This is a genomic window from Nocardioides insulae DSM 17944 (genome assembly GCF_000422825.1).
In the GTDB taxonomy this organism is placed as follows: Bacteria; Actinomycetota; Actinomycetes; order Propionibacteriales; family Nocardioidaceae; genus Nocardioides; species Nocardioides insulae.
This window is the reverse complement of the sequence record NZ_AUGU01000017.1, coordinates 141,980-160,719: the sequence shown is the minus strand read 5'-3', so window position 1 is coordinate 160,719 and position 18,740 is coordinate 141,980. Positions and strand designations below refer to the sequence as shown.

Annotated in this window: 14 protein-coding genes; 4 read left to right on the top strand and 10 right to left on the bottom strand. The window is 71.4% G+C overall.

Features of this window, described 5'->3' with window-relative positions:
* Nucleotides 1-66: 66 nt before the first annotated feature.
* From trxB to G515_RS0109605, 6 genes are all read right to left on the bottom strand, one after another.
* Complete coding sequence (gene trxB / locus G515_RS0109630) at nt 67-1,041, bottom strand: thioredoxin-disulfide reductase (protein WP_028659971.1); 975 nt, start codon at nt 1,039-1,041, stop codon at nt 67-69.
* A 316-nt stretch (nt 1,042-1,357) separates the two neighbouring features.
* The gene (locus G515_RS0109625; RefSeq protein ID WP_028659970.1) at nt 1,358-2,206 is read right to left on the bottom strand and encodes a hypothetical protein; all 849 of its coding nucleotides are present in this window, start codon (nt 2,204-2,206) and stop codon (nt 1,358-1,360) included.
* Nucleotides 2,207-2,297: 91 nt separating this feature from the next.
* Nucleotides 2,298-2,981 (bottom strand): RNA polymerase sigma factor SigM, encoded by a 684-nt coding sequence (sigM, locus tag G515_RS20600; protein ID WP_036555177.1) that lies wholly within the window; start codon nt 2,979-2,981, stop codon nt 2,298-2,300.
* Nucleotides 2,982-3,002: 21 nt separating this feature from the next.
* Nucleotides 3,003-4,760 carry a protein kinase domain-containing protein gene (locus tag G515_RS0109615; RefSeq protein ID WP_036555175.1) on the bottom strand — a complete coding sequence of 586 codons (1,758 nt, stop codon included), beginning with the start codon at nt 4,758-4,760 and terminating at the stop codon, nt 3,003-3,005.
* Between the two features lie 111 nt (nt 4,761-4,871).
* Complete coding sequence (murJ, locus tag G515_RS0109610; protein ID WP_028659968.1) at nt 4,872-6,530, bottom strand: murein biosynthesis integral membrane protein MurJ; 1,659 nt, start codon at nt 6,528-6,530, stop codon at nt 4,872-4,874.
* The gene (locus G515_RS0109605; RefSeq protein WP_028659967.1) at nt 6,527-8,887 is read right to left on the bottom strand and encodes a DUF6049 family protein; all 2,361 of its coding nucleotides are present in this window, start codon (nt 8,885-8,887) and stop codon (nt 6,527-6,529) included. Before G515_RS0109605 ends, murJ begins: the two co-directional genes overlap by 4 nt.
* A 362-nt stretch (nt 8,888-9,249) precedes the next feature.
* Between G515_RS0109605 and G515_RS0109600 the strand changes: the two genes are divergently transcribed.
* A complete protein-coding gene (locus G515_RS0109600) occupies nt 9,250-10,671 on the top strand; it encodes a CCA tRNA nucleotidyltransferase (protein ID WP_425411230.1) in 1,422 nt (473 codons plus the stop codon).
* A gap of 112 nt (nt 10,672-10,783) precedes the next feature.
* The gene (locus G515_RS0109595; RefSeq protein ID WP_028659965.1) at nt 10,784-11,281 is read left to right on the top strand and encodes an SRPBCC family protein; all 498 of its coding nucleotides are present in this window, start codon (nt 10,784-10,786) and stop codon (nt 11,279-11,281) included.
* Nucleotides 11,282-11,315: 34 nt separating this feature from the next.
* Here G515_RS0109595 and G515_RS0109590 read toward each other — a convergent pair whose 3' ends face one another.
* The 3 genes from G515_RS0109590 to G515_RS20595 all read right to left on the bottom strand — a co-directional run bounded on the left by G515_RS0109590 (nt 11,316) and on the right by G515_RS20595 (nt 13,501).
* Nucleotides 11,316-11,675 carry a GntR family transcriptional regulator gene (locus G515_RS0109590; protein ID WP_028659964.1) on the bottom strand — a complete coding sequence of 120 codons (360 nt, stop codon included), beginning with the start codon at nt 11,673-11,675 and terminating at the stop codon, nt 11,316-11,318.
* Between the two features lie 129 nt (nt 11,676-11,804).
* Entirely contained in the window at nt 11,805-12,887 is a 1,083-nt protein-coding gene (locus G515_RS0109585) for an inositol-3-phosphate synthase (RefSeq protein WP_028659963.1), read from the bottom strand.
* Nucleotides 12,887-13,501 (bottom strand): PadR family transcriptional regulator, encoded by a 615-nt coding sequence (locus G515_RS20595; protein WP_084653391.1) that lies wholly within the window; start codon nt 13,499-13,501, stop codon nt 12,887-12,889. Before G515_RS20595 ends, G515_RS0109585 begins: the two co-directional genes overlap by 1 nt.
* A gap of 212 nt (nt 13,502-13,713) precedes the next feature.
* On the opposite strand from G515_RS20595, the gene G515_RS20590 reads away from it, so the two are divergent.
* Nucleotides 13,714-16,020, top strand: coding sequence for a transglycosylase domain-containing protein (locus G515_RS20590; RefSeq protein WP_157571062.1), 2,307 nt, complete (start codon nt 13,714-13,716; stop codon nt 16,018-16,020).
* Between the two features lie 63 nt (nt 16,021-16,083).
* The gene (locus tag G515_RS0109570) at nt 16,084-17,508 is read left to right on the top strand and encodes a glycosyltransferase family 87 protein (protein WP_028659962.1); all 1,425 of its coding nucleotides are present in this window, start codon (nt 16,084-16,086) and stop codon (nt 17,506-17,508) included.
* Between the two features lie 169 nt (nt 17,509-17,677).
* On the opposite strand, the gene G515_RS0109565 is transcribed toward G515_RS0109570, so the two are convergent.
* Complete coding sequence (locus tag G515_RS0109565; RefSeq protein ID WP_028659961.1) at nt 17,678-18,730, bottom strand: alanine racemase; 1,053 nt, start codon at nt 18,728-18,730, stop codon at nt 17,678-17,680.
* Between the last annotated feature and the right edge of the window lie 10 nt (nt 18,731-18,740).

Below are 18,740 nucleotides of genomic sequence, written 5' to 3'. Positions count from 1 at the left end.
TCATCGGGAGGGACTGGGGTGTGAACGCCGCAGGGGGGCGTTCTGTTCCCCGCGGACGGGTGGAGATCAGACGCCGGTGAGGGCGGCCTGGGCCCGGTCGTGGGCACGCTGAGCCAGGAAGCGCTCGGTGTCGATGGCGGCCTCGCACCCGCTGCCGGCGGCGGTGATCGCCTGCCGATAGGTGTGGTCGACCAGATCGCCGGCAGCGAACACGCCGGCCAGGTTGGTGGCGGTGGAACCGGGCTGGGTGAGCACGTAGCCCTCGGGGTCGAGATCGACCTGACCGCCCAGGAGCTCGGAGCGGGGCTCGTGGCCGATCGCCACGAACAGACCGGTGGCGGGCATCTCACGGGTCTCCCCGGTGATGGTGTCCTGGAGCGTGAGACTCTCGAGCTTCTCCCCACCGTTGATCGAGTTGACCACGGTGTTCCACTCGATCTCCAGCTTGGGCTCGGCGAGGGCGCGCTGCTGCATGATCTTGGAGGCGCGCATCTCGTCCCGACGGACGAGCAGGGAGACCTTGGAGCCGAACTTGGTGAGGAACAGGGCCTCCTCGACCGCCGAGTCGCCGCCACCGACGACGGCGATGTGCTGGTCGCGGAAGAAGAACCCGTCGCAGGTCGCGCAGTAGGAGACACCGCGCCCGGACAGGGTGTCCTCGCCCTCGAGCCCGATCTTGCGGTAGCCCGAACCGGTGGCGAGGATGACCGCCTGGGCGGTGTAGGTGTCGGTGACGGTCTTGACCACCTTGATCTCGCCGGTGAGGTCGACCTCGACGATGTCGTCGGCGACCAGCTCGGCACCGAAACGCTCCGCCTGGGCGCGCATCTCGTCCATCAGGGCCGGACCCATGATGCCGTCGCGGAAGCCCGGGAAGTTCTCCACCTCGGTGGTGTTCATCAGGGCACCGCCGGCGGTGACCGAGCCCTCGAAGACGAGCGGCTTCAGGTCGGCGCGCGCGGCGTAGACGGCGGCGGTGTACCCCGAGGGGCCAGAGCCGATGATGATGACGTTGCGGGGCTCGGTCGTGGCCTCGGACATGCGCTGCTTCTCCTCGGGTCGGTCAGATGAGGTGCCAGGCGGGTCGAGCCGGCACCGACCCAACCGATCTTAGGTGACCGACATTCCCGGGCCCGTCTTCGCGAGCATCGCTGGACGGGCCTGCCGCCCGGCACGGCCGTGGCGGCCACGGCGTCACTCCGTTCCCCGTGGCGGTCCCAGGGGGACGGCTCCTTGGGCGGTTCCAGGGGGCCGCTACATGGGGCCGCTACATGGGGCCGCTACATGGGGCGGCTGCCTGGGCGATTCCAGGCGTGGTTCCACAGGATGGCTCACCGGGGTGTTTCCACGGGGTGGCTCACGGGGCGGGGAAAGTCGTCTCCTGAAGTACCTCGGCCGTGCCACAGGCCAGGAGCTGGATCGAGCGGGTGCCGTCCTGTGGAGGCCGGAGGACGAGCACCGCAGGTGCTCCCTGGTAGCTGACCGGCTGGAGCGTGCCCGTGCCCCAGTCAGCGGGCGCGCAGGGGAAGGTCGCGCCGAACTCGGCCCCACCGCCGGTGCCCGGTTTGGTGCGGAGCTCAGCCACGCGGGCGGCGTCCGCCGCGAGGGTGTCGGCGGCCACGGTGGGGGCGCCGTAGGAGGCGTAGGCGGCGTCGAGGTCGCTGGTGCCACCGGAGTCGGCCGGATCCTTGCCCCGCTCCGCCCGGTTCTCGGCGGCGGGACCCTGCTCGTCGGGGACGGATTCGACGGAGCCGGCGCCGTCCGACCCGCTGTCGACCGGACCGAGCTGGTCGATCACGGCGGTGCCGCCGACCCCCACCGCCACGACAGCGGCAGCCGCGGCCAGCCAGGTGCGCGTACGCCGACGACGGCGCAGCGCCAGTTCGTCGATGCCGTTCCTGCCGTCGGGATCGACCTCGGACCCGTTGCGGTCGTCCTGGCCGCTGCTCCACCCGGTGTCCGGGTCGGCGTCCCGTCCGGTGACTGGGTCCGTGTCCCGTCGGGCGGCTGGGGCGGTGGCTGGGTCGGTGTGTGCTGCGGTGTCTGGGTCGGTGGGTGTGCCGGCATCCCCTGCGGCCTCCCGCTCGGCCTGGAGCCGGGCGAGGGTGTCCTCGATCCGCGCCACGACGTCCTCGGGCATGGGGTCGTCGTGGCGCGCGTCGGCGAGGAGACGGCGGATCTGTTCCTCGGCTGGATCCTGCGGCATCTCTCCTCCTCCGGTGTCTGCGGTGATGGGTGGTCGGTTCTCGAGGTGGGGTGGCGCGGTGGCCGGCGCGGGCGGAACCCGCCCACCGTGCTCAGCCGGTCGGCGGTGGTCCGCGGGCGGGGTCCGTGGGTGGGACGCGGCGCGGGGCCGGCGGGTTCCGGGCGGCGTCCGGGGCGCCCGGCGCGGTGCCGACCAGCAGGTCGGCGAGCAGGTCGGCGAGGCGCCGGCGGCCGCGGGCGCAGCGGGACTTCACCGTTCCCTCGGCACAGTCCAGGATGGCCGCGGTCTCGGCCACGGAGTAGCCCTCCATGTCGACCAGCACCAGGGCGGCTCGCTGGTCGACGGGGAGCTGCTCCAGCGCCGTGAGCACGCGGGTACGCCGCTCGACCATCTCCGCGTGCGCCTGCGGCGAGTCCTGCTCCGTAACCGGGGAGGGGCGGCCGTAGCTGCCGGGGCGGTCGGGGTCCTCGGGCAGCGGCTCGGTACGTCGGACGCCGGCCGCCCGGGCGCGATCGAGGCAGGCGTTGACGACCACCCGGTGCAGCCAGGTGGTCACCGCCGACTCCCCGCGATAGGTGCCGGCGCGCCGGAACGCGGCGATCAGGCCGTCCTGGAGGCCGTCGGCGGCGTCCTCGGGGTTGCCGAGGGTGCGCAGCGCCACCGCCCACAGGCGGTTGCGGTGCCGAGCGACGAGGACACCGAAGGCGTCCCGGTCACCGGCGACGTGGGCGGCCAACAGCTCCTTGTCGTCGGGTTCCTCGGACCGGGCCGTCATCCGCGTACGTTCCCGGTCCGGTCAGCTGCGGACCCCGAGGACCCGGACCTCGGCGATCTCGGCCCGGTACCCGTCGCTGACCTGCGGCAGGCTGGTCAGCCACACGGTGACGTAGCGACCCTGGGCGCCCCCCAGATCGACGGAGGCCTGGGCACCGGCCCGGGTGGTGGCCGCGGGGGTCAGCCCTTCGACGTCGTCCGGCTTGTCGGGCGTGACGTAGACCTCCAGCCCGTTGGGTTCGCCGTCGAAGGTCACCTCGACGGTGGCGACGTCGTAGACCTGGCGCAGGTCGATGACCAGACCGACCCCGAACTTGAGGCCTCCCGGGCCGAACTGCTGGAGGTAGGTCTGGGTGCGCCAACTGGTGTTGGGGTCGCCGTCGACGGCCAGCCCGACGATGTCGCCGCTCTCCGAGGGCGGGTCACCCTCGGGGTCGAGGTCGTCGGCGACGGTACGCCGCACCACCTGCGGCTTCGCCTCGGCCGAGGGTGAGGCCGCGTCGTCGGGGTCGTCGTCGCGACCGAGCAGACCCTGACCGCGCCCGATGTTGTAGGCCATCACGACCCCGACCAGCAAGATCACGACCGCCGCGATCCCGATGGCCAGGGTGAGCCAGCCCCGCCCGGGCTTCCCGGACGGCTCGGGCGGCGGCGCGGCCGCGGGCAGCACGGGAGGCACCGCCCCGGTCGACCCGGTGACGGCCTCCTGGGAGCCGGTGCGGCTGCGGCGTACGGGCTCGCCCTTCGGAGGATCGGGGGCGAACAGCGGCTTCTCCGGCGGCGGTTCCAGCGGCGGGGGCGGCGGCGCCTTCTCCGAGCGGGGGCTGAACCACGGGACGCCGTCCTCGCCGGTGTCATCGACCGCGGGCATGCCGGCCTGGGTGGGGATGTCGGCCTGGGTGGGCGGCGGAGGTTCTTCGACCGCCGGGACCGCCATCGTCTCGGCCGCCCACGACCCGCCGTCGAGGGGCAGTGGGATCGCCTGGGTGGCCGACCCGCTGGTGTCGTCGTCATGGCGCAACAGCGCGTCGGGCATGCCGGTGGGGTCGCCGACGAACCCGGTGAGCACCTGGTGGATCTCCCGAGCGGGCGGCGAACTCGCACCGGACGCCGGCCGGAGGACGCTCATGCACAGGTCGTCGAGCGCACCGGGTACGCCGGCGCGGACCTGGCGCGGGCGCATCAGGTGGCCGTGGTGTTCGGGGGGCCGGGGCACGCCCGACTCGGAGCGTCCGGTCCAGCGCCCGGTGAGGGCGCAGTAGAGGATGCCGCCGAGGTCGGCGAGATCGTGGTCGAGATCGTCGTCGGGCAGTTCGTAGAGGGCCGCGTCCACGGCGAAGCCGATCAGCCGGACCGCGCCCGACTCGTCGACCATGACGTTCTCCGGGATCAGCCGGCCGTGGGCGAGGTTGCGGGAGTGGGCGGCGGCGAGGACCTCGGCGACCTCCGCGGCGAGGTAGGCGGCCCGGCGTGGGGAGAGCGGGCCGCGCGCGGCGACCAGATCGTCGAGGGAGATGCCACGGCTCCACTCGTTGACGACGTAGCTGATCTCCTCGTCGGTGACCGCGTCGAGCACCCGCAGGATCCGCGCATCCGGCACCGTCGCGGAACGTCGGGCGGCCGCCATCAGGGCGGGCGCCCGGGCGTCGTCGGAGCCGATCACGTGGATCGCCACGGGGCGGGAGAGCACGAGGTCCTGGCCGCGCCAGAAGCGTCCGGGCGCGGTGCCGCCGGCGGTGAACTCGTGCAACAGGTCGTCGAGACGGTAGCGCTGGTTCAAGACGTCACCTGGCCGGTTCGAATCCATACTGCGCGCCACCTCCATCCCCGGGACATGCTAGCCAGCCGACGTGAGCGCCGGCGGAGCCGTGGTGATGTGGACTCGAGCCGCTCATCGGCGTACCCGGGAGGTGACCAGCGCCAGCACCTCGGTCACCTCGCGCAGCCGCAGCAGGGCCGCCATCGCGAGGAAGACGACCACGTCCACCACCCCGATGGTGAGCACCTGGGTGAAGGCGCCGGCAACACCGGTGTGGTCGTCCGCCCACGGCGCCAGCAGCCTGGCGACGAGGTACGCCGCCGCGGTCGAGACCGCCACCGCGACCAGCAGCCTCCCCAGGAAGCCGAGCGTGGCGGGGATCTGGAGGCCGCCGAGGCGGGCGCGGAGGACTGCGCTGGAGAGCAGGGCCCCCACCGCATAGGCGAGGGTGTAGCCGATCACCAGCGCCGGCGCGGTCATCTTGTCGTCGGTGGCCCGTACCAGGGCGGTGGCGGCCACGATGTTGGTGACCGCGACCGCGACCTGGATGAAGAACACGGTGCGGTTCTGCTCCAGCGCATAGAAGCCGCGGAGCATCAGGTAATGGATGGTGAACAGCACCAGCGCCGGTCCGAAGAGGGACAGCGTCGGTACGTAGTTGTCATAGGTGTCCTGGGCCGCGCCGTACCCCCACAGCAGCCGGGCGAGCGGATGGGCGAAGACCGGCAGCAGGGCGGCGAACGGCACGATCACCGCGAGGGCGGTCCGCAGAGTGGGCGCGAGGGTCGCCGCCATCGCCGGTCGATTGCCGTCGGCGGCCTGGGCGGAGAGCCGGGGCAGGATCGCGGTGGCCAGGCTGACGGTCACCACCGCGTGCGGGACCATGATGATCAGGAAGGCCTGGGAGTAGATGGTGTAGCCGGTGCCGTCCGGCGATCCTGCGGCGGTGCCGCTGGAGGAGAGCCGCACGATCACGGCGTAGGCGACCTGGTTGGCGATCACGAACAGGAGGGTCCACACCCCCAGCCGCAGGGTGTGGCCCAGACCGGCGTCCCGGAAGTCGAACCGGGGCCGGTAGATCACGCCGGCGGCGCGCAGATAAGGCACCAGGACCAGGAACTGCGCGACGATGCCGAGGGTCGAGCCGATACCGAGCAGGAGCTCCTGATCGGTGGTGTAGCCCACCGCACCCGAGTCGGCGGGGCCGAACACGACCAGGTAGAGGACCAGGACGCCGATCGAGATGACGTTGTTCGCGATCGGTGCCCACATCATCGGGCCGAACCGGCCGCGCGCGTTGAGCACCTGCCCGACCAGCACGAACATGCCGTAGAAGAACACCTGCGGGAGGCAGAAGCGGGCGAGGTCGACCGCCGAGTCACGGGCCTGCGCCGGCCAGTTCGGGTCGAGGAAGATCCCCATCACCTGGGGCGCGAACACGACCAGGAGCACCGTCACCAGCAGCAGGAAGCCGCCCACCAGGGTGATCACCCGGCTGGTGTACGCATCGCCACCGTCGACGTCCGCCTTGGCGGCGCGCACCAGTTGCGGGACCAGGACGGCGTTGACCACACCGCCGGCCAGCAGGATGTAGAGCATGTTGGGGATCGTGTTGGCGATCGTGAACACGTCGGCGTGGATCGCATTGCCCAGCGCCGCGGCCAGCAGGATGCCGCGGAAGTAGCCGCTGAAGCGGGACACGAGCGTGCCAGCGGCCATCACGGCGCTGGAGTTGAGGACCGAGCGTCGCCCGTGCTGATCGGGGGAGGTGGCCGGCTCGGACGGGGTCATACGGGGCCTTCTGCTCGGGGGTGTTCCTGGTCTGGCTTGGTCTCCGCGGGATCCGGATCATCGGGTACGGCGGAGGTGTCGACCGGCTCGACCGGCTGGGGGTCGCTGCCGGGGGCGGCCCCGGCGTGAGCCTCGGGCGGCGTGTCGCTGCTCCGGCGGCGCACCCGGCGGACCAGGCGGACCGCGATCGCACCGAACAGGAGGGCGGCGCCGACCCCGAGGAAGACCCAGATCACCGCGCTCACCTCGGCGGCCCGGATGGCGACCGTCGTCGTCGAGCCGAGTTGGACGCCCTCGGTGTCGGTGACCGCGACCGACACCGTGTGCAGGCCGTTGCGCTCGGCATGGGCCTCGAGCAGCACGGTGGTGCGTCCCCGCCCGGGCACCTCCACCGGATCGGTCGGGGCGACGCTGATCCCGGTGTCGGAACTGGTCTCGAGCGTGACCGTCACCGGCTGATCGAGGTCGTTCATCACCGTCACCGGGAAGGCGCCGGAGGCGCTGGACAGGGTCACCCGGTTGGCGGCGACGACGATCGAGCCGAGCTGGTCCTCGACGTACTCGAGACTGCGACGAGTGGGCCCACCGCGACCATCGCGAGCCTGGTACGACGCCCCGGTGAGCGCCTCGTCCCGCACCCGGGTGGCGATCTGCTCATGCGAGAGCACCCGCTGGAGGGTGGGCCCGGTCGTGTCGAGGTCCACCACGTCGCGGAGTTGGCCGGTGGAGAGCTCGGCCTCCTTCTCGGAGTCGGGGTAGGCCGGCTGACTCGGAGCGGTCTCGGCCGGGAGCAGACTGAGTGCCCCGCCGACGGCGGACACGGTGAGCCAGGGTTGTTCCAGGCCGGCGAACAGACCCGAACTCTCCGCAGGGTCCCAGTCCGCCGGCATGCTCACCAGCAGCGGCTGCACCGGGTCGCCACCCTGCGCGGCGGTGATCGCCCGGACGCCGGCCTCGGCGATGATCCGCTGCCGCAACGGCACCCCCGTGTCGGTCGGCTCCGGCTCCGGCCCGCCCGCGGCCGCGCCGGAGGAGCTGGTCAGCACCCGGCGGCTGTCGGTCTGCACCGCCGCGGGCACGACGCTGCCGAACGCGCTGGCGAAGGCCCGATCGGACAGGATCATGGGGGTGTCCGGTGAGCCCAGCTCCAGGGCCGCCTTGTCGGCGTACCCGCCCAGCGGCGCATCCACCGGGGTGGCGGTGATGCCCCACTCGGCGAGCAGGGCCGCGCCCCGCTCCCGCGCCTCGTCGTACAGCTCGGACTCGTGCGCTGCCACGGCCGGCAGATCGGGGTCGCCGTAGGGCAGCGCGAGCACTCCGTTGCCGGCGCGGGCGGTGTCGAAAAGGTCGAGCCAGTCGGTGGCCGCCTCGGCGGCTTGGGCCAGTGCCTCCGCCTCCTCGGGGTCCTCGGGCGTGGCGGCCGCCGAGGGTGAGGGTGCGGTGCTGGTGCCGTCTGTGGAGTCGTCGGGTGGGTCCTCGCCGTCCTCGTCCGTCGCGGGTACGGCGTCACGCGGGGGGTTGCCGGCGGCGAGCTGGTGGACGGCGTCCAGGACGGCGGGATCGACCAGCCAGTCGACCGGGAGGGTGCCCGCGGCCAGCGCGGTGTCGACCAGTTCGCGCAGCCTGCCGCCCGCGCTGAGCGAGCGCGTCCACCCGGAGACCTGGCCGACCCGGCCGTCCTCGGCCCGGACCACCCGGCGCCGGAGGGGGATGACGAAGGAGGTCGGCACGTCCTCGCGTGCCGCGGGGCGGTCGATCACGGTCAGGAAGGTGCGGGCGCGTCCGTCGGCGCGGGGCCCGAGCTCCGGGTCGTCGTTGTCGCCCAGGGCGTGGGTGCCGAACCAGTAGACGCCCTCGGTCGTGGGGAGATCGCGGTGCGGGATGGAGAGGTGGTAGTTCACCGTCGCACCGGGCTCGATGCGCGGGAGCGTGGCGTAGGTGCCCTCGCTGGTGATCCGGTCGGCGACGTACGCCTCGGGGTCGGTGGCCGCCGCCTCGGCGAGCTCGGCGGAGCTGGTCATGGGGGTGTCGCCGACGAAGGCGTAGACCCGGACGTCCTCCCAGGCCTCCTCGTCGGTGTTGGTCACCGTCCCGGTCAGGCTGAGCGGACCGCTCTGGGGAACGCTGCTCGGGCTGATCGAGCCGATCGTGACCGAGAGCGGGGTGGCCTCCTCCTGCTGGGCGGAGTTCCCGGCCGGTGCGCCGGACGCCGTGCTCGCCGCTCTTGTCGGTGCGGCGGTCGGTGCGGCGGCCGATCCGGCGGAGGATGCGGTCGTCGAGGCGGTCCCGGTCGCCCGGGCCGGCGCGGGGACGGCGAGGAACGACGCGGCCACCAGCAGCGCCAGCACGAGCGCCACGGCCGATCTTCCGGCCGGTCGCACGAGGGCGCGCGACAGCGACCGGGGAGAAGGCATGGCGATGAGGATATCGGTCGGGGTGGTCCCGCCCGTGGACCAGGACCTGCCCGCCGGGAGGCGATCCGCCCTCGCCCGCTCGATGACGACCGACCCGCTCGGCCGGCCCGAGCCCGGATCTCCCGATCGTCGCCGACCGCGCGGCTCATCCGGGTGCGTCGGCGGCGCTGGGCTCTAGGCCCGCCGACCTGCCGGCCCGGTGCCGCTCACGACGCCGCCGTTCGGCAGGTCCAGGCTTAGACTGTCCCACCGTGTCAGACGCCCCCAGCACCGAGCCCGCACCCGCCGCGCCGCAGCCCCGCATCGTGGAGGTGCAGCAGGCGGTGACCCGGGAACTGGACAGGATCGCGCCGGTGATCGACGAGCTCGGTGCCCTGTTCGAAGCGGCCGGGCACGAGCTCTGCCTGGTGGGTGGTCCGGTGCGGGACGCGATGCTCGGGCGGCGGCACAACGACCTGGACTTCACCACCTCCGCCCGACCCGACGACACCGAGGCGATCCTCGCCCGGTGGGGTGAGGCGACCTGGGACATGGGGCGCGCCTTCGGCACGATCGGCTGCCGGAAGGGGCCCTGGCAGGTCGAGGTGACGACGTACCGTTCCGAGACCTACGACCCCGCCTCCCGCAAGCCCGATGTCGACTTCGGCGACTCCCTGGCCGGCGACCTCGGCCGTCGCGACTTCACCGTCAACGCGATGGCTGTACGGGTCCCCGGCCGTCAGGTCGAGGATCCGTACGGCGGGGTGGTCGACCTGGCCCAGCAGGTGCTGCGCACCCCCGGAGCACCGGAGGACTCCTTCTCCGACGACCCGCTCCGGATGATGCGTGCCGCGCGGTTCGCCGCTCAGCTCGGCTTCGACGTCGCTCCCGAGGTGGTCGCCGCGATGACCGCGATGGCCGACCGGATCGAGATCATCTCCGCCGAGCGCGTCCGTGACGAGCTGGTCAAGCTGGTCTGCGCGCCGTACCCCCGGCGCGGGCTCACCCTGCTGGTCGAGACCGGGCTGGCCGATCGGGTCCTGCCAGAACTCTCACGTCTGGTCGCCGAGCGCGACGAGCATCACCGACACAAGGACGTCTACCAGCACACGCTCACCGTCCTGGAGCAGGCGATCGACCTGGAGGATCGTCTGGAGGGCGGCGGCCCCGACTTCGTTGCTCGCTTCGCCGCGCTGATGCACGACGTGGGCAAGCCCAAGACCAGGCGTTTCCTCGACGACGGCAGCGTCACCTTCCACCACCACGACGTGGTCGGCGCCAAGCTCACCCGTAAGCGGATGAAGGCGCTCAAGTTCAGCAACGACGAGATCGACGCGGTGGCGCACCTCGTGGAGCTGCACCTCCGCTTCCACGGCTACGGCACCGGCGAGTGGACCGACTCCGCCGTACGACGCTACGTCCGCGACGCCGGTGACCAGCTGGACCGACTCCACATCCTCACCCGCGCGGATTGCACCACCCGCAACAAGCGCAAGGCCGCCCGCCTGGCCGCCACCTACGACGCCCTCGAGGAGCGGATCGGGCGGCTCTCCGAGGAGGAGGAGCTCGCCTCGCTCCGCCCCGCGCTGGACGGCAATCAGATCATGGAGGTGCTCGAGCTCCCGCCGGGTCGCGAGGTCGGGGCGGCGTACAAGCACCTTCTCGAGCTGCGGATCGACAAGGGCCCGATGAGCGAGGACGAGGCCCGCACCGCCCTGCTCGCGTGGTGGGCCGAGCGCCGGGGCTGAGACCTCCTCGGCCCACCTTGGGATCTGACGGCCTCCGACCCTGCCCGGGTCGGAGGACCGGGGGAGGTGCGATCGATCGACCCGGCCGCAGACCGGTGGGTAGGTTCCTCGCATGAGCGAGAAGAACGACGCGACCGGCTCCCTGCTCGAGGCGAGCATCGAGATCGAGGCTCCCCAGGACGCAGTGTGGGCGATGATCACCGACGTCACCAGGATGTCGTCGTGGAGCCCCCAGGTCGTGAGGACGGTGGTGTTCGGCGGCCCGCTGCGGCGCGGCACCCGGTTCCTCAACCTCAATCGCCAGGGCTGGAAGCACTGGCCGACCAACGCCCGGGTGGTGCGCTTCACCCCTCACCGCGACTTCGCCTTCCGGATCGCCGAGAACCACTCGATCTGGTCCTTCGAGCTGACCCCCACCGAGACCGGCACCCGGGTCACCCAGCGGCGGGAGACCCCTGAGGGCACCTCGCTGGTCTCCCGCACCCTGGTCAGGATCGCTCTGGGCGGTCAGGAACCCTTCTCCGCCGAGATGCTCGCGGGCATGCGGGAAACCCTCGGCCGGCTCAAGGTCGAGGCGGAGGGCGGCGTGTCCGGCAACCGCGCGGCCTGACCCCGCTGGGTCCGGCGAGTCTCGCGGCTCGGTGCTACTCGGCGTCGAGCACCGTCCCCACGTTCGCGACGATCTCGCTGTCGGAGGCGCCGAGGAGCCGGGCCCGCTCGACGTACGCCGCAGCCTCGGCGAGCAGTTGTCCGGCCCGTCGCTGGAGAGGGCCGGCCACGAGGGTGCCGGCGCGGCCGCGGGTCTCGATCAGCCCGGCCTGCTCCAGTTCGCGGTAGGCGCGAGCCACGGTGCCGTTGGCCACGGCGAGAGTGTCGGCGAGCCGGCGTACCGGCGGGAGTCGCTCCCCGACGGGAAGGTCGCCCGAGGTGATCCGGGCCTCGATCTGGCGACGGATCTGCTCATACGGCGGCGCGCCGTCCTCGGGGTCGATGCTCACGTCCACGACCAGCAGCCAACCACACCCGCGCGGCCGAGGAAGGTGACGTGGGGTGGGGACGCCGAGGGCCGGCCCCCGTCAGGGAGGCCGGCCCCAGGTGTGGTCGGTGCTGCGGTCGGGTCGAGGACCCGGGGGTCACTCTCCGGCGATGAACTGCTCCAGGAGCCGACGGCCCTCGGTGTCCTCGATCTGCACCGGCGGGGACTTCATGAGGTAGGCCGAGGCGGGGATGATCGGGCCGCTGATGCCGCGGTCCTTGGCGATCTTGGCGGCGCGGACGGCGTCGATGATGATGCCGGCGCTGTTGGGGGAGTCCCAGACCTCGAGCTTGTATTCGAGATTGAGGGGCACGTCGCCGAACGCGCGACCCTCCAGGCGCACGTAGGCCCACTTGCGGTCGTCGAGCCACTGGACGTAGTCCGAGGGGCCGATGTGGACGTTCTTGTCGTCGATCTTGTCGGCCAGCTCACCGCGCAGGTTGGAGGTGACAGCCTGGGTCTTGGAGACCTTCTTGGACTCGAGCCGGTCGCGCTCCAGCATGTTCTTGAAGTCCATGTTGCCGCCGACGTTGAGCTGGTAGGTGCGGTCGAGGGCCACGCCGCGGTCCTCGAAGAGCTTCGCCATCACGCGGTGGGTGATGGTGGCACCGACCTGGCTCTTGATGTCGTCGCCGATGATCGGGACGCCGGCGTCCTCGAACTTCTTGGCCCACTCGGGGTCGGAGGCGATGAAGACCGGAAGCGCGTTGACGAAGGCGACGCCCGCGTCGATCGCGCACTGGGCGTAGAACTTGTCGGCCTCCTCCGAGCCCACCGGGAGGTAGGAGACCAGGACGTCGACCTGGCGCTCCTTGAGCACCGAGACGACGTCGACCGGGTCGGCGGCGGACTCGTTGATCGTCTCGCGGTAGTAGCGGCCCAGCCCGTCGTGGGTGGGGCCACGCTGCACCTCGACGCCGAGCGTGGGCACGTCGGCGATCTTGATGGTGTTGTTCTCCGAGGCGTTGATGGCCTCGGAGAGGTCCTTGCCGACCTTCTGGTCGTCGACGTCGAAGGCGGCGACGAACTCGACGTCGCCGACGTGGTAGTCACCGAAGGTGACGTGCATCAGACCGGGCACCGTGGTGGCCGGGTCAGCGTCCCGGTAGTACTCGACGCCCTGAACAAGGGAGCTGGCGCAGTTGCCGACTCCCGCAATCGCTACGCGAACCGAACCCATCAGGGCTCCTCTCCTCGGGTCACTGGTGATGACTGATCTGTATGAAGTCGCGGACTCACGGCTCCCTGGGTGTGAGCGCGGTCCCGCTCGGCGTCGATGAGCTCGGAGAGCCATCGGACCTCCCGCTCCACCGACTCCACGCCGTGGCGCTGGAGCTCGGCGGCGTACTGGTCGACCTCGGCCTGGGTCATCTCGAGCTGCTGCTGCACGCGGGCGAGCCGCTCCTGCAGCCGGCTGCGCCGCCCTTCGAGCACCCGGAGCCGGATCTCCATGTCGGTGCGACCGAAGAAGGCGAATCGGATGCCGAAGTTGTCGTCCTCCCAGGCGGTCGGACCCACTTCGGTCATCAGGCGTTCGAACTCGAGATCACCGACGTCGGTCAGCTGATAGACGATGCGGTGCCGTTTGCTCACCGAGGCGACCGGGGCGGTCGACTCCTCGATGAGGTGGGTGCGCAGCATCTTCTTCAGCGTGGGGTAGAGCGAGCCGTAGGAAAGCACCCGCCCCCAGCCGAGCATGAGGTTGAGCCGCTTGCGCAGCTCGTAGCCGTGCATGGGCCCCTCGTGCAGCAGCCCCAGGACCGCCAGCTCGATGGTCTCCCCGCGTCGTGCCATGAGACATATCGTAGCGATATATCCGGGCGTTGCGAATCGTGGATGGATCGGTCCTGGCCCAATCGCCCCTCAGACGTCTCTCAGCGCCCCTTGTGACCACCCTCAGGAACACCCGGAACGCGGCAGGGCGGGGGTCGCCGAGGAATCGGTGACACCCCCTCGGGTTGCGTACTCTCGTGGGCGGCCTTCCCCCGAGTGACGGAGTCCGATACGTGAGTGGTACGTCGAGCAGAGGCAAACGCCGGGCGAGCAACCCGAGGAAGCAGCCTGCCCAGAAGGCGCCGAAGACCTTCGGCCGCCGGGTGCGTGGTCTGTTCAAATGGGGCACCCTGGTCGGCCTCGTGCTGGCACTCGTCGGGGTCGCGCTGGTGGCGGTCGCCTACCAGCGGACCGAGATCCCTGACCCCAACAAGGACTTCGAGACCCAGACCACGTTCGTCTACTACGACAACGGCAAGGAGGAGGTCGGTCACTTCGCGGAGCAGAACCGGGAGTCGATCCCGCTCTCCGAGATGCCCGACACCCTGACCGATGCGGTGGTCTCGGCCGAGGACCGCACCTTCTGGACCAACAAGGGAATCGACCCCAAGGGGATCGCGCGGGCGGCGTTCTCCAACGCCAGCGGCAACTCGACCCAGGGCGCCTCGACCATCACCCAGCAGTACGTCAAGATCTTCTACCTCACCCAGGAGCAGAGCTACAAGCGCAAGGCCAAGGAGGCCCTGCTCTCGCTCAAACTGCAGAGCAGCAAGAGCAAGGACGAGATCCTGGAGGGGTACCTCAACACGATCTACTTCGGGCGGGGCGCGTACGGCGTCCAGGCGGCCTCGCAGGCCTACTTCGGCAAGGACGCCGCCGACCTCGACCTGCGCGAGAGCGCAGCGCTGGCCTCGGTGATCAACAACCCGACCAGGTTCGACCCGGGCAACGGCAAGGACAACCGGAAGGCGCTCAAGGGGCGCTACCAGTACACCCTGGACGGCATGGCCGACCTCGGCTACGTGAGCGAGGAGAAGGCGGCCAAGGCGTCCAAGAAGCTGCCCGTGTTCCCCGCGGAGAAGACGGAGAACTCCCTCGGTGGTCAGACCGGTCACATGCTGGCCATGGTCGAGGACGAGCTGAAGGACCTGGGCTTCTCCGAGGAGGAGATCCAAGGCGGGGGCCTGCGGGTCACCACCACCTTCGACAAGTCGGTGATGAAGGCGGCCGAGGAGGGTGTGCTCGAGGAGCGCCCCGAGGGCTTCGGCGACAAGAACCTGCACATCGGCGTGGCCAGCGTCGAGCCCGGCACCGGCGCCCTGCGCGGTTTCTACGCCGGCCAGGACTACGTCGACTCCCAGATCAACTGGGCCGTGGCCGGCGGCATGGTCGGTTCGACGATGAAGCCGTTCACCCTGGCCGCGGCCCTGGAGCAGGGCTTCTCCCTCAAGGACACCTTCGAGGGCAACTCGCCCTTCGAGATCGGCGGGGTCACCGTCGAGAACCAGGGCGAGGGGCTCGGGTCCGACTACGGCTCCCAGGTCACCCCGATCACCTCGATGGAGAACTCCATCAACACCGCGTTCGTCGACATGACCGACGCGATGGACGACGGCCCGCAGGCGATCTACGACGCCGCCCGGGCCGCGGGGATCCCCGGCGCCAAGGAGAACAAGCGGTACGGCGGCATCCCGGCGACCTCCAACGCCGACTTCAACCCCGACAACTTCCTGCTGACCCTCGGCAACGCCGTGATCAGCCCGATCAACCTGGCCAACGCCTACGCCACCATCGCCAACGACGGCGAGCGCGCCGACGTGCACGTGATCGAGAAGGTCACCGGTGCCGACGGCGAGGTGAAGTACGCCCACAAGGACACCACCACCCCCGCCTTCGGCGAGGAGAGCACCGACGTCGCGGCGGACGTCTCCTACGCGCTGCAGCAGACCGCCACCGAGGGCACCGGCAGCCCGGCCACCGAGATCGGGCGACCGGTCGCCGCCAAGACCGGGACCGCGACCAACGACAACGGCGATGTCTCCTCGGCCTGGTTCGCCGGGTACACCCCGCAGTTGGCCACCACGGTCATGTACGTGCGCGGCAAGGGTTCGGAGGCGCTGGACGGCTGGCTGCCGTCGTACTACGGCTCGGGGTACCCCGGGTCCACCTGGGCCGCGGTGATGGGCCGGGCGATGGACGGTGTCGAGGTCGAGGACTTCCCCGAGCCTGCCTGGATGGACGGCGAGCCGCCCTCCGACGGGCACGCCCCGCTCCCGACGTACACGCCGAAGCCGGAGCCGGAGAAGAAGAAGGAGCCGAAGGTCGAGGAGCCGAAGCAGTCCAAGCAGGACAAGCCGTCCCCGACTCCCACCCCGGACCCGACGCCCACGGCGCCGGAGCCCACTCCGACTCCCACCCCGACTCCGACGCCGACTCCCACCCCGACTCCGACGCCGACTCCGACCCCGACTCCGACCCCGACCACGCCGAGCGTTCCGGCCTGGCCGGACGGCAACAACGGCAACGGCAACGACCAGTAGGAGGTCGCCCGACGCCCCGCGCGGCAGGCCACTCGCCCTGGTGCCGCGGGGGATGATCCAGGGGTGACCCGAGGACCTGTCGAGCCGGAGCAGATCGTCGCGCCCTCGCGCGAGGATCCGGTGGTCGCGGCGCTGAGCCCGGCGGTCGGCGGGCAGTTCGGCACCCACGCCGGGCGGCATCCGTGGTGGACGCCGGTACGCGTGCTGCTCGCGATGACCGCGGTGGTCTTCGCGCTCGGGATGGTGCAGAAGTCCGGGTGCTACGCCACCAACTGGACCGACGAGAAGGTCCGTTACGCCCAGATGTGCTACTCGGACCTGCCCTACCTCTACGTCGGGCGGGGCCTCGCCGAGGGGGCCTGGCCGTACAGCCCGGAGACGGCCGAGCGGTATCAGGTGATGGAGTACCCGGTCGGCATCTCCTACTGGGCATGGGGCACCGCGGCGATCACCCACCTGATCAGCGGGGCCGATACCGAGACCCGGTCCGGCCTCCCACCCGATCAGCTGTGGAGCGCCGACGGCGTCCGGGACGAGGTCCTCGTCTTCGTCGTCGTCAATGTGCTCGGGTTCGCCGCGCTGGCGCTGCTCTCGGTCTGGCTCCTCGCCCGGGTCGATCCGCGCCGGCCCTGGGACGCTGCGGCGTTCGCGCTCTCCCCGGCGCTGGCGATGACCGCGATGGTCAACTGGGACATCCTCGCCGTCGTGCTGGTCGCGGGCGCACTGTGGGCCTGGGCGCGCGACAGACCGCTGCTCACCGGCATCCTGATCGGGTTGGGGGTGGCCACCAAGCTCTACCCGCTGTTCCTGCTCGGCGGGATCCTGGTGATCTGTATGCGCGAACGTCGCTGGAGGGATCTGGCGCTGAGCGCTGTCGCCGCGGCCCTGGCCTGGCTGGTCGTCGATCTGCCCGCGATGCTGACCGGTTGGGAGGAATGGCAGGTCTTCTGGACCTTCAACTCCGACCGCGGACCCGACCTCGGCTCGATCTGGCTGGTCCTCGCCCAGGCCGGCGATCTCACCATCAGCGCCCACACCGTCAACCAGGTGTCCTGGCTCTTCTTCGTCTGCTGGTGCCTCGGCGTGGCCGCGGTGGGTCTCCGCGCGCCCGAGACTCCACGGCTGGCCCAGCTGGGATTCCTGATCGTCGCCGGGTTCCTGCTGGTCAACAAGGTGTACTCGCCGCAGTATGTGCTCTGGCTGCTCCCCCTCGCCGTCCTCGCCCGGCCACGCTGGCGCGACCAGCTGATCTGGCAGGGCGCCGAACTGGTCTACCTCGCGGCGGTGTGGTGGTACCTCGGCGGTTTCCTCACCGCCGGTGCCGGCGATGACCAACCGTTCTACTGGTACGCCATCCTGATCCGCCTGGCCGGCGAGCTCTACCTCATCGCCCTCGTCGTCCGCGACGTCCTGTTCCCGCACCACGACCCCACCCGAGCCCTGGTCACACCACCCCTCGAACCCGAACCCGCTCTCCGGACCCGTTGAGAGGCCCGACTCGACGGTCCGGGAGCCCCGACTCGACTGTCCGGGAGGGCCGACTCGACGGTCCGGGAGGCCCGACTCGACGGTCCGGGAGGCCCGACTCGACGGTCCGGGAGGCCCGACTCGACGGTCCGGGAGGGCCGACTCGACGGGTGGTTCGGGGAGAGCGGGGTCAGGTGAGGACGATGCGGTCCGGTGAGGTGGCGGTGAAGCGGACGCGGACGTCGAGCTCGTCGCCGACGTTCGGCACGGGTCCGTTGCCGGAGAGGTAGAGCATCGAGGCCTGCATGTGCGGGGGTTCGGCGAACCAGAGATGCCGCCCGTCGAAGCTGTACGGCGAGCGGGTGAGCCCGAGGCTGGCCAGGCCGCCCTTGGCGAGAGTGCCAGCCCGCTGACGGAGGCCGGAGACGCTCGCCGGGGCGGACAGGCCGATGCCGTGCGCGGTGCCTCCGCTGGCGACCACCAGGTGGCCGTCCTTCGGGGCGGTGCGTCCGCGGTAGCCGAAGGGTTCCCCGCGCGCGATCCGGTGCACGTCCTGCACGGTCGCGGTCACCCGGAGCGCGCCCCGGTCGCCGAGCCACAGGGCGGTGCCGATCCGGGGGCGGAGCCGCAGGTCGGCGTAGGAGCGGGAGAGTTCGGCGCGTTCGGCGGCGGTCAGGTGGCTGACCCAGGCCGTGCCCACCTCGGCGCCGACGACGTCGTCCATCAGCGCACGGGCCTCGGGGAGGTTGCCCCCCTCGAGGGGGAGGTGGATCGAGACGCCCTCCACGACCGCGCCGGTACGCCGGGCGGCGGCCGCGGTCTCCCAGAGGTCGGTGGCGCTCATGCCGTGCCGGCGCATGCTGGTCATCCGTTCGAGCAGGACCCGGGCGCGTGGCTGGCGGGCCAGCAGGGCGGGAAGGTCCTCGGGCCGGGAGACGGTGTGGATGACCCGGTCGGCCAGGTCCGGTTCCAGGGCGGGTGCCCAGGGGCGCCAGGGCGTGAGCACCACCAGCGAGCCGGGATAGCGGGTGGCGACATGGGGGAGTTCGTCGTAGGTGCCGACGGCGAGGGTGTCGAAGCCGCCCACGGTGTCGTCGAGCCAGCCGGTCCGACGGGCGAGCCGGCCGAGGGTGAGGCCGTAGCCGTTGCCCTTGGCGACGGGGACCAGGCCGGGGGTCTGCTCGGCGAACGAGCGGAGGTGGGAGCGCCAGCGCTCGCCGTCGACGGTGAGGGTCAGGGTCATGGTGCGTCGG

Coding starts and splice junctions, on each gene's coding strand:
- trxB (WP_028659971.1), bottom strand. CDS start 1,041: ATGTCCGAGGCCACGACCGAGCCCCGCAACGTCATCATCATCGGCTCT.
- G515_RS0109625 (WP_028659970.1), bottom strand. CDS start 2,206: ATGCCGCAGGATCCAGCCGAGGAACAGATCCGCCGTCTCCTCGCCGAC.
- sigM (WP_036555177.1), bottom strand. CDS start 2,981: ATGACGGCCCGGTCCGAGGAACCCGACGACAAGGAGCTGTTGGCCGCC.
- murJ (WP_028659968.1), bottom strand. CDS start 6,530: ATGACCCCGTCCGAGCCGGCCACCTCCCCCGATCAGCACGGGCGACGC.
- G515_RS0109595 (WP_028659965.1), top strand. CDS start 10,784: ATGAGCGAGAAGAACGACGCGACCGGCTCCCTGCTCGAGGCGAGCATC.
- G515_RS0109585 (WP_028659963.1), bottom strand. CDS start 12,887: ATGGGTTCGGTTCGCGTAGCGATTGCGGGAGTCGGCAACTGCGCCAGC.
- G515_RS20595 (WP_084653391.1), bottom strand. CDS start 13,501: ATGGCACGACGCGGGGAGACCATCGAGCTGGCGGTCCTGGGGCTGCTG.
- G515_RS0109565 (WP_028659961.1), bottom strand. CDS start 18,730: ATGACCCTGACCCTCACCGTCGACGGCGAGCGCTGGCGCTCCCACCTC.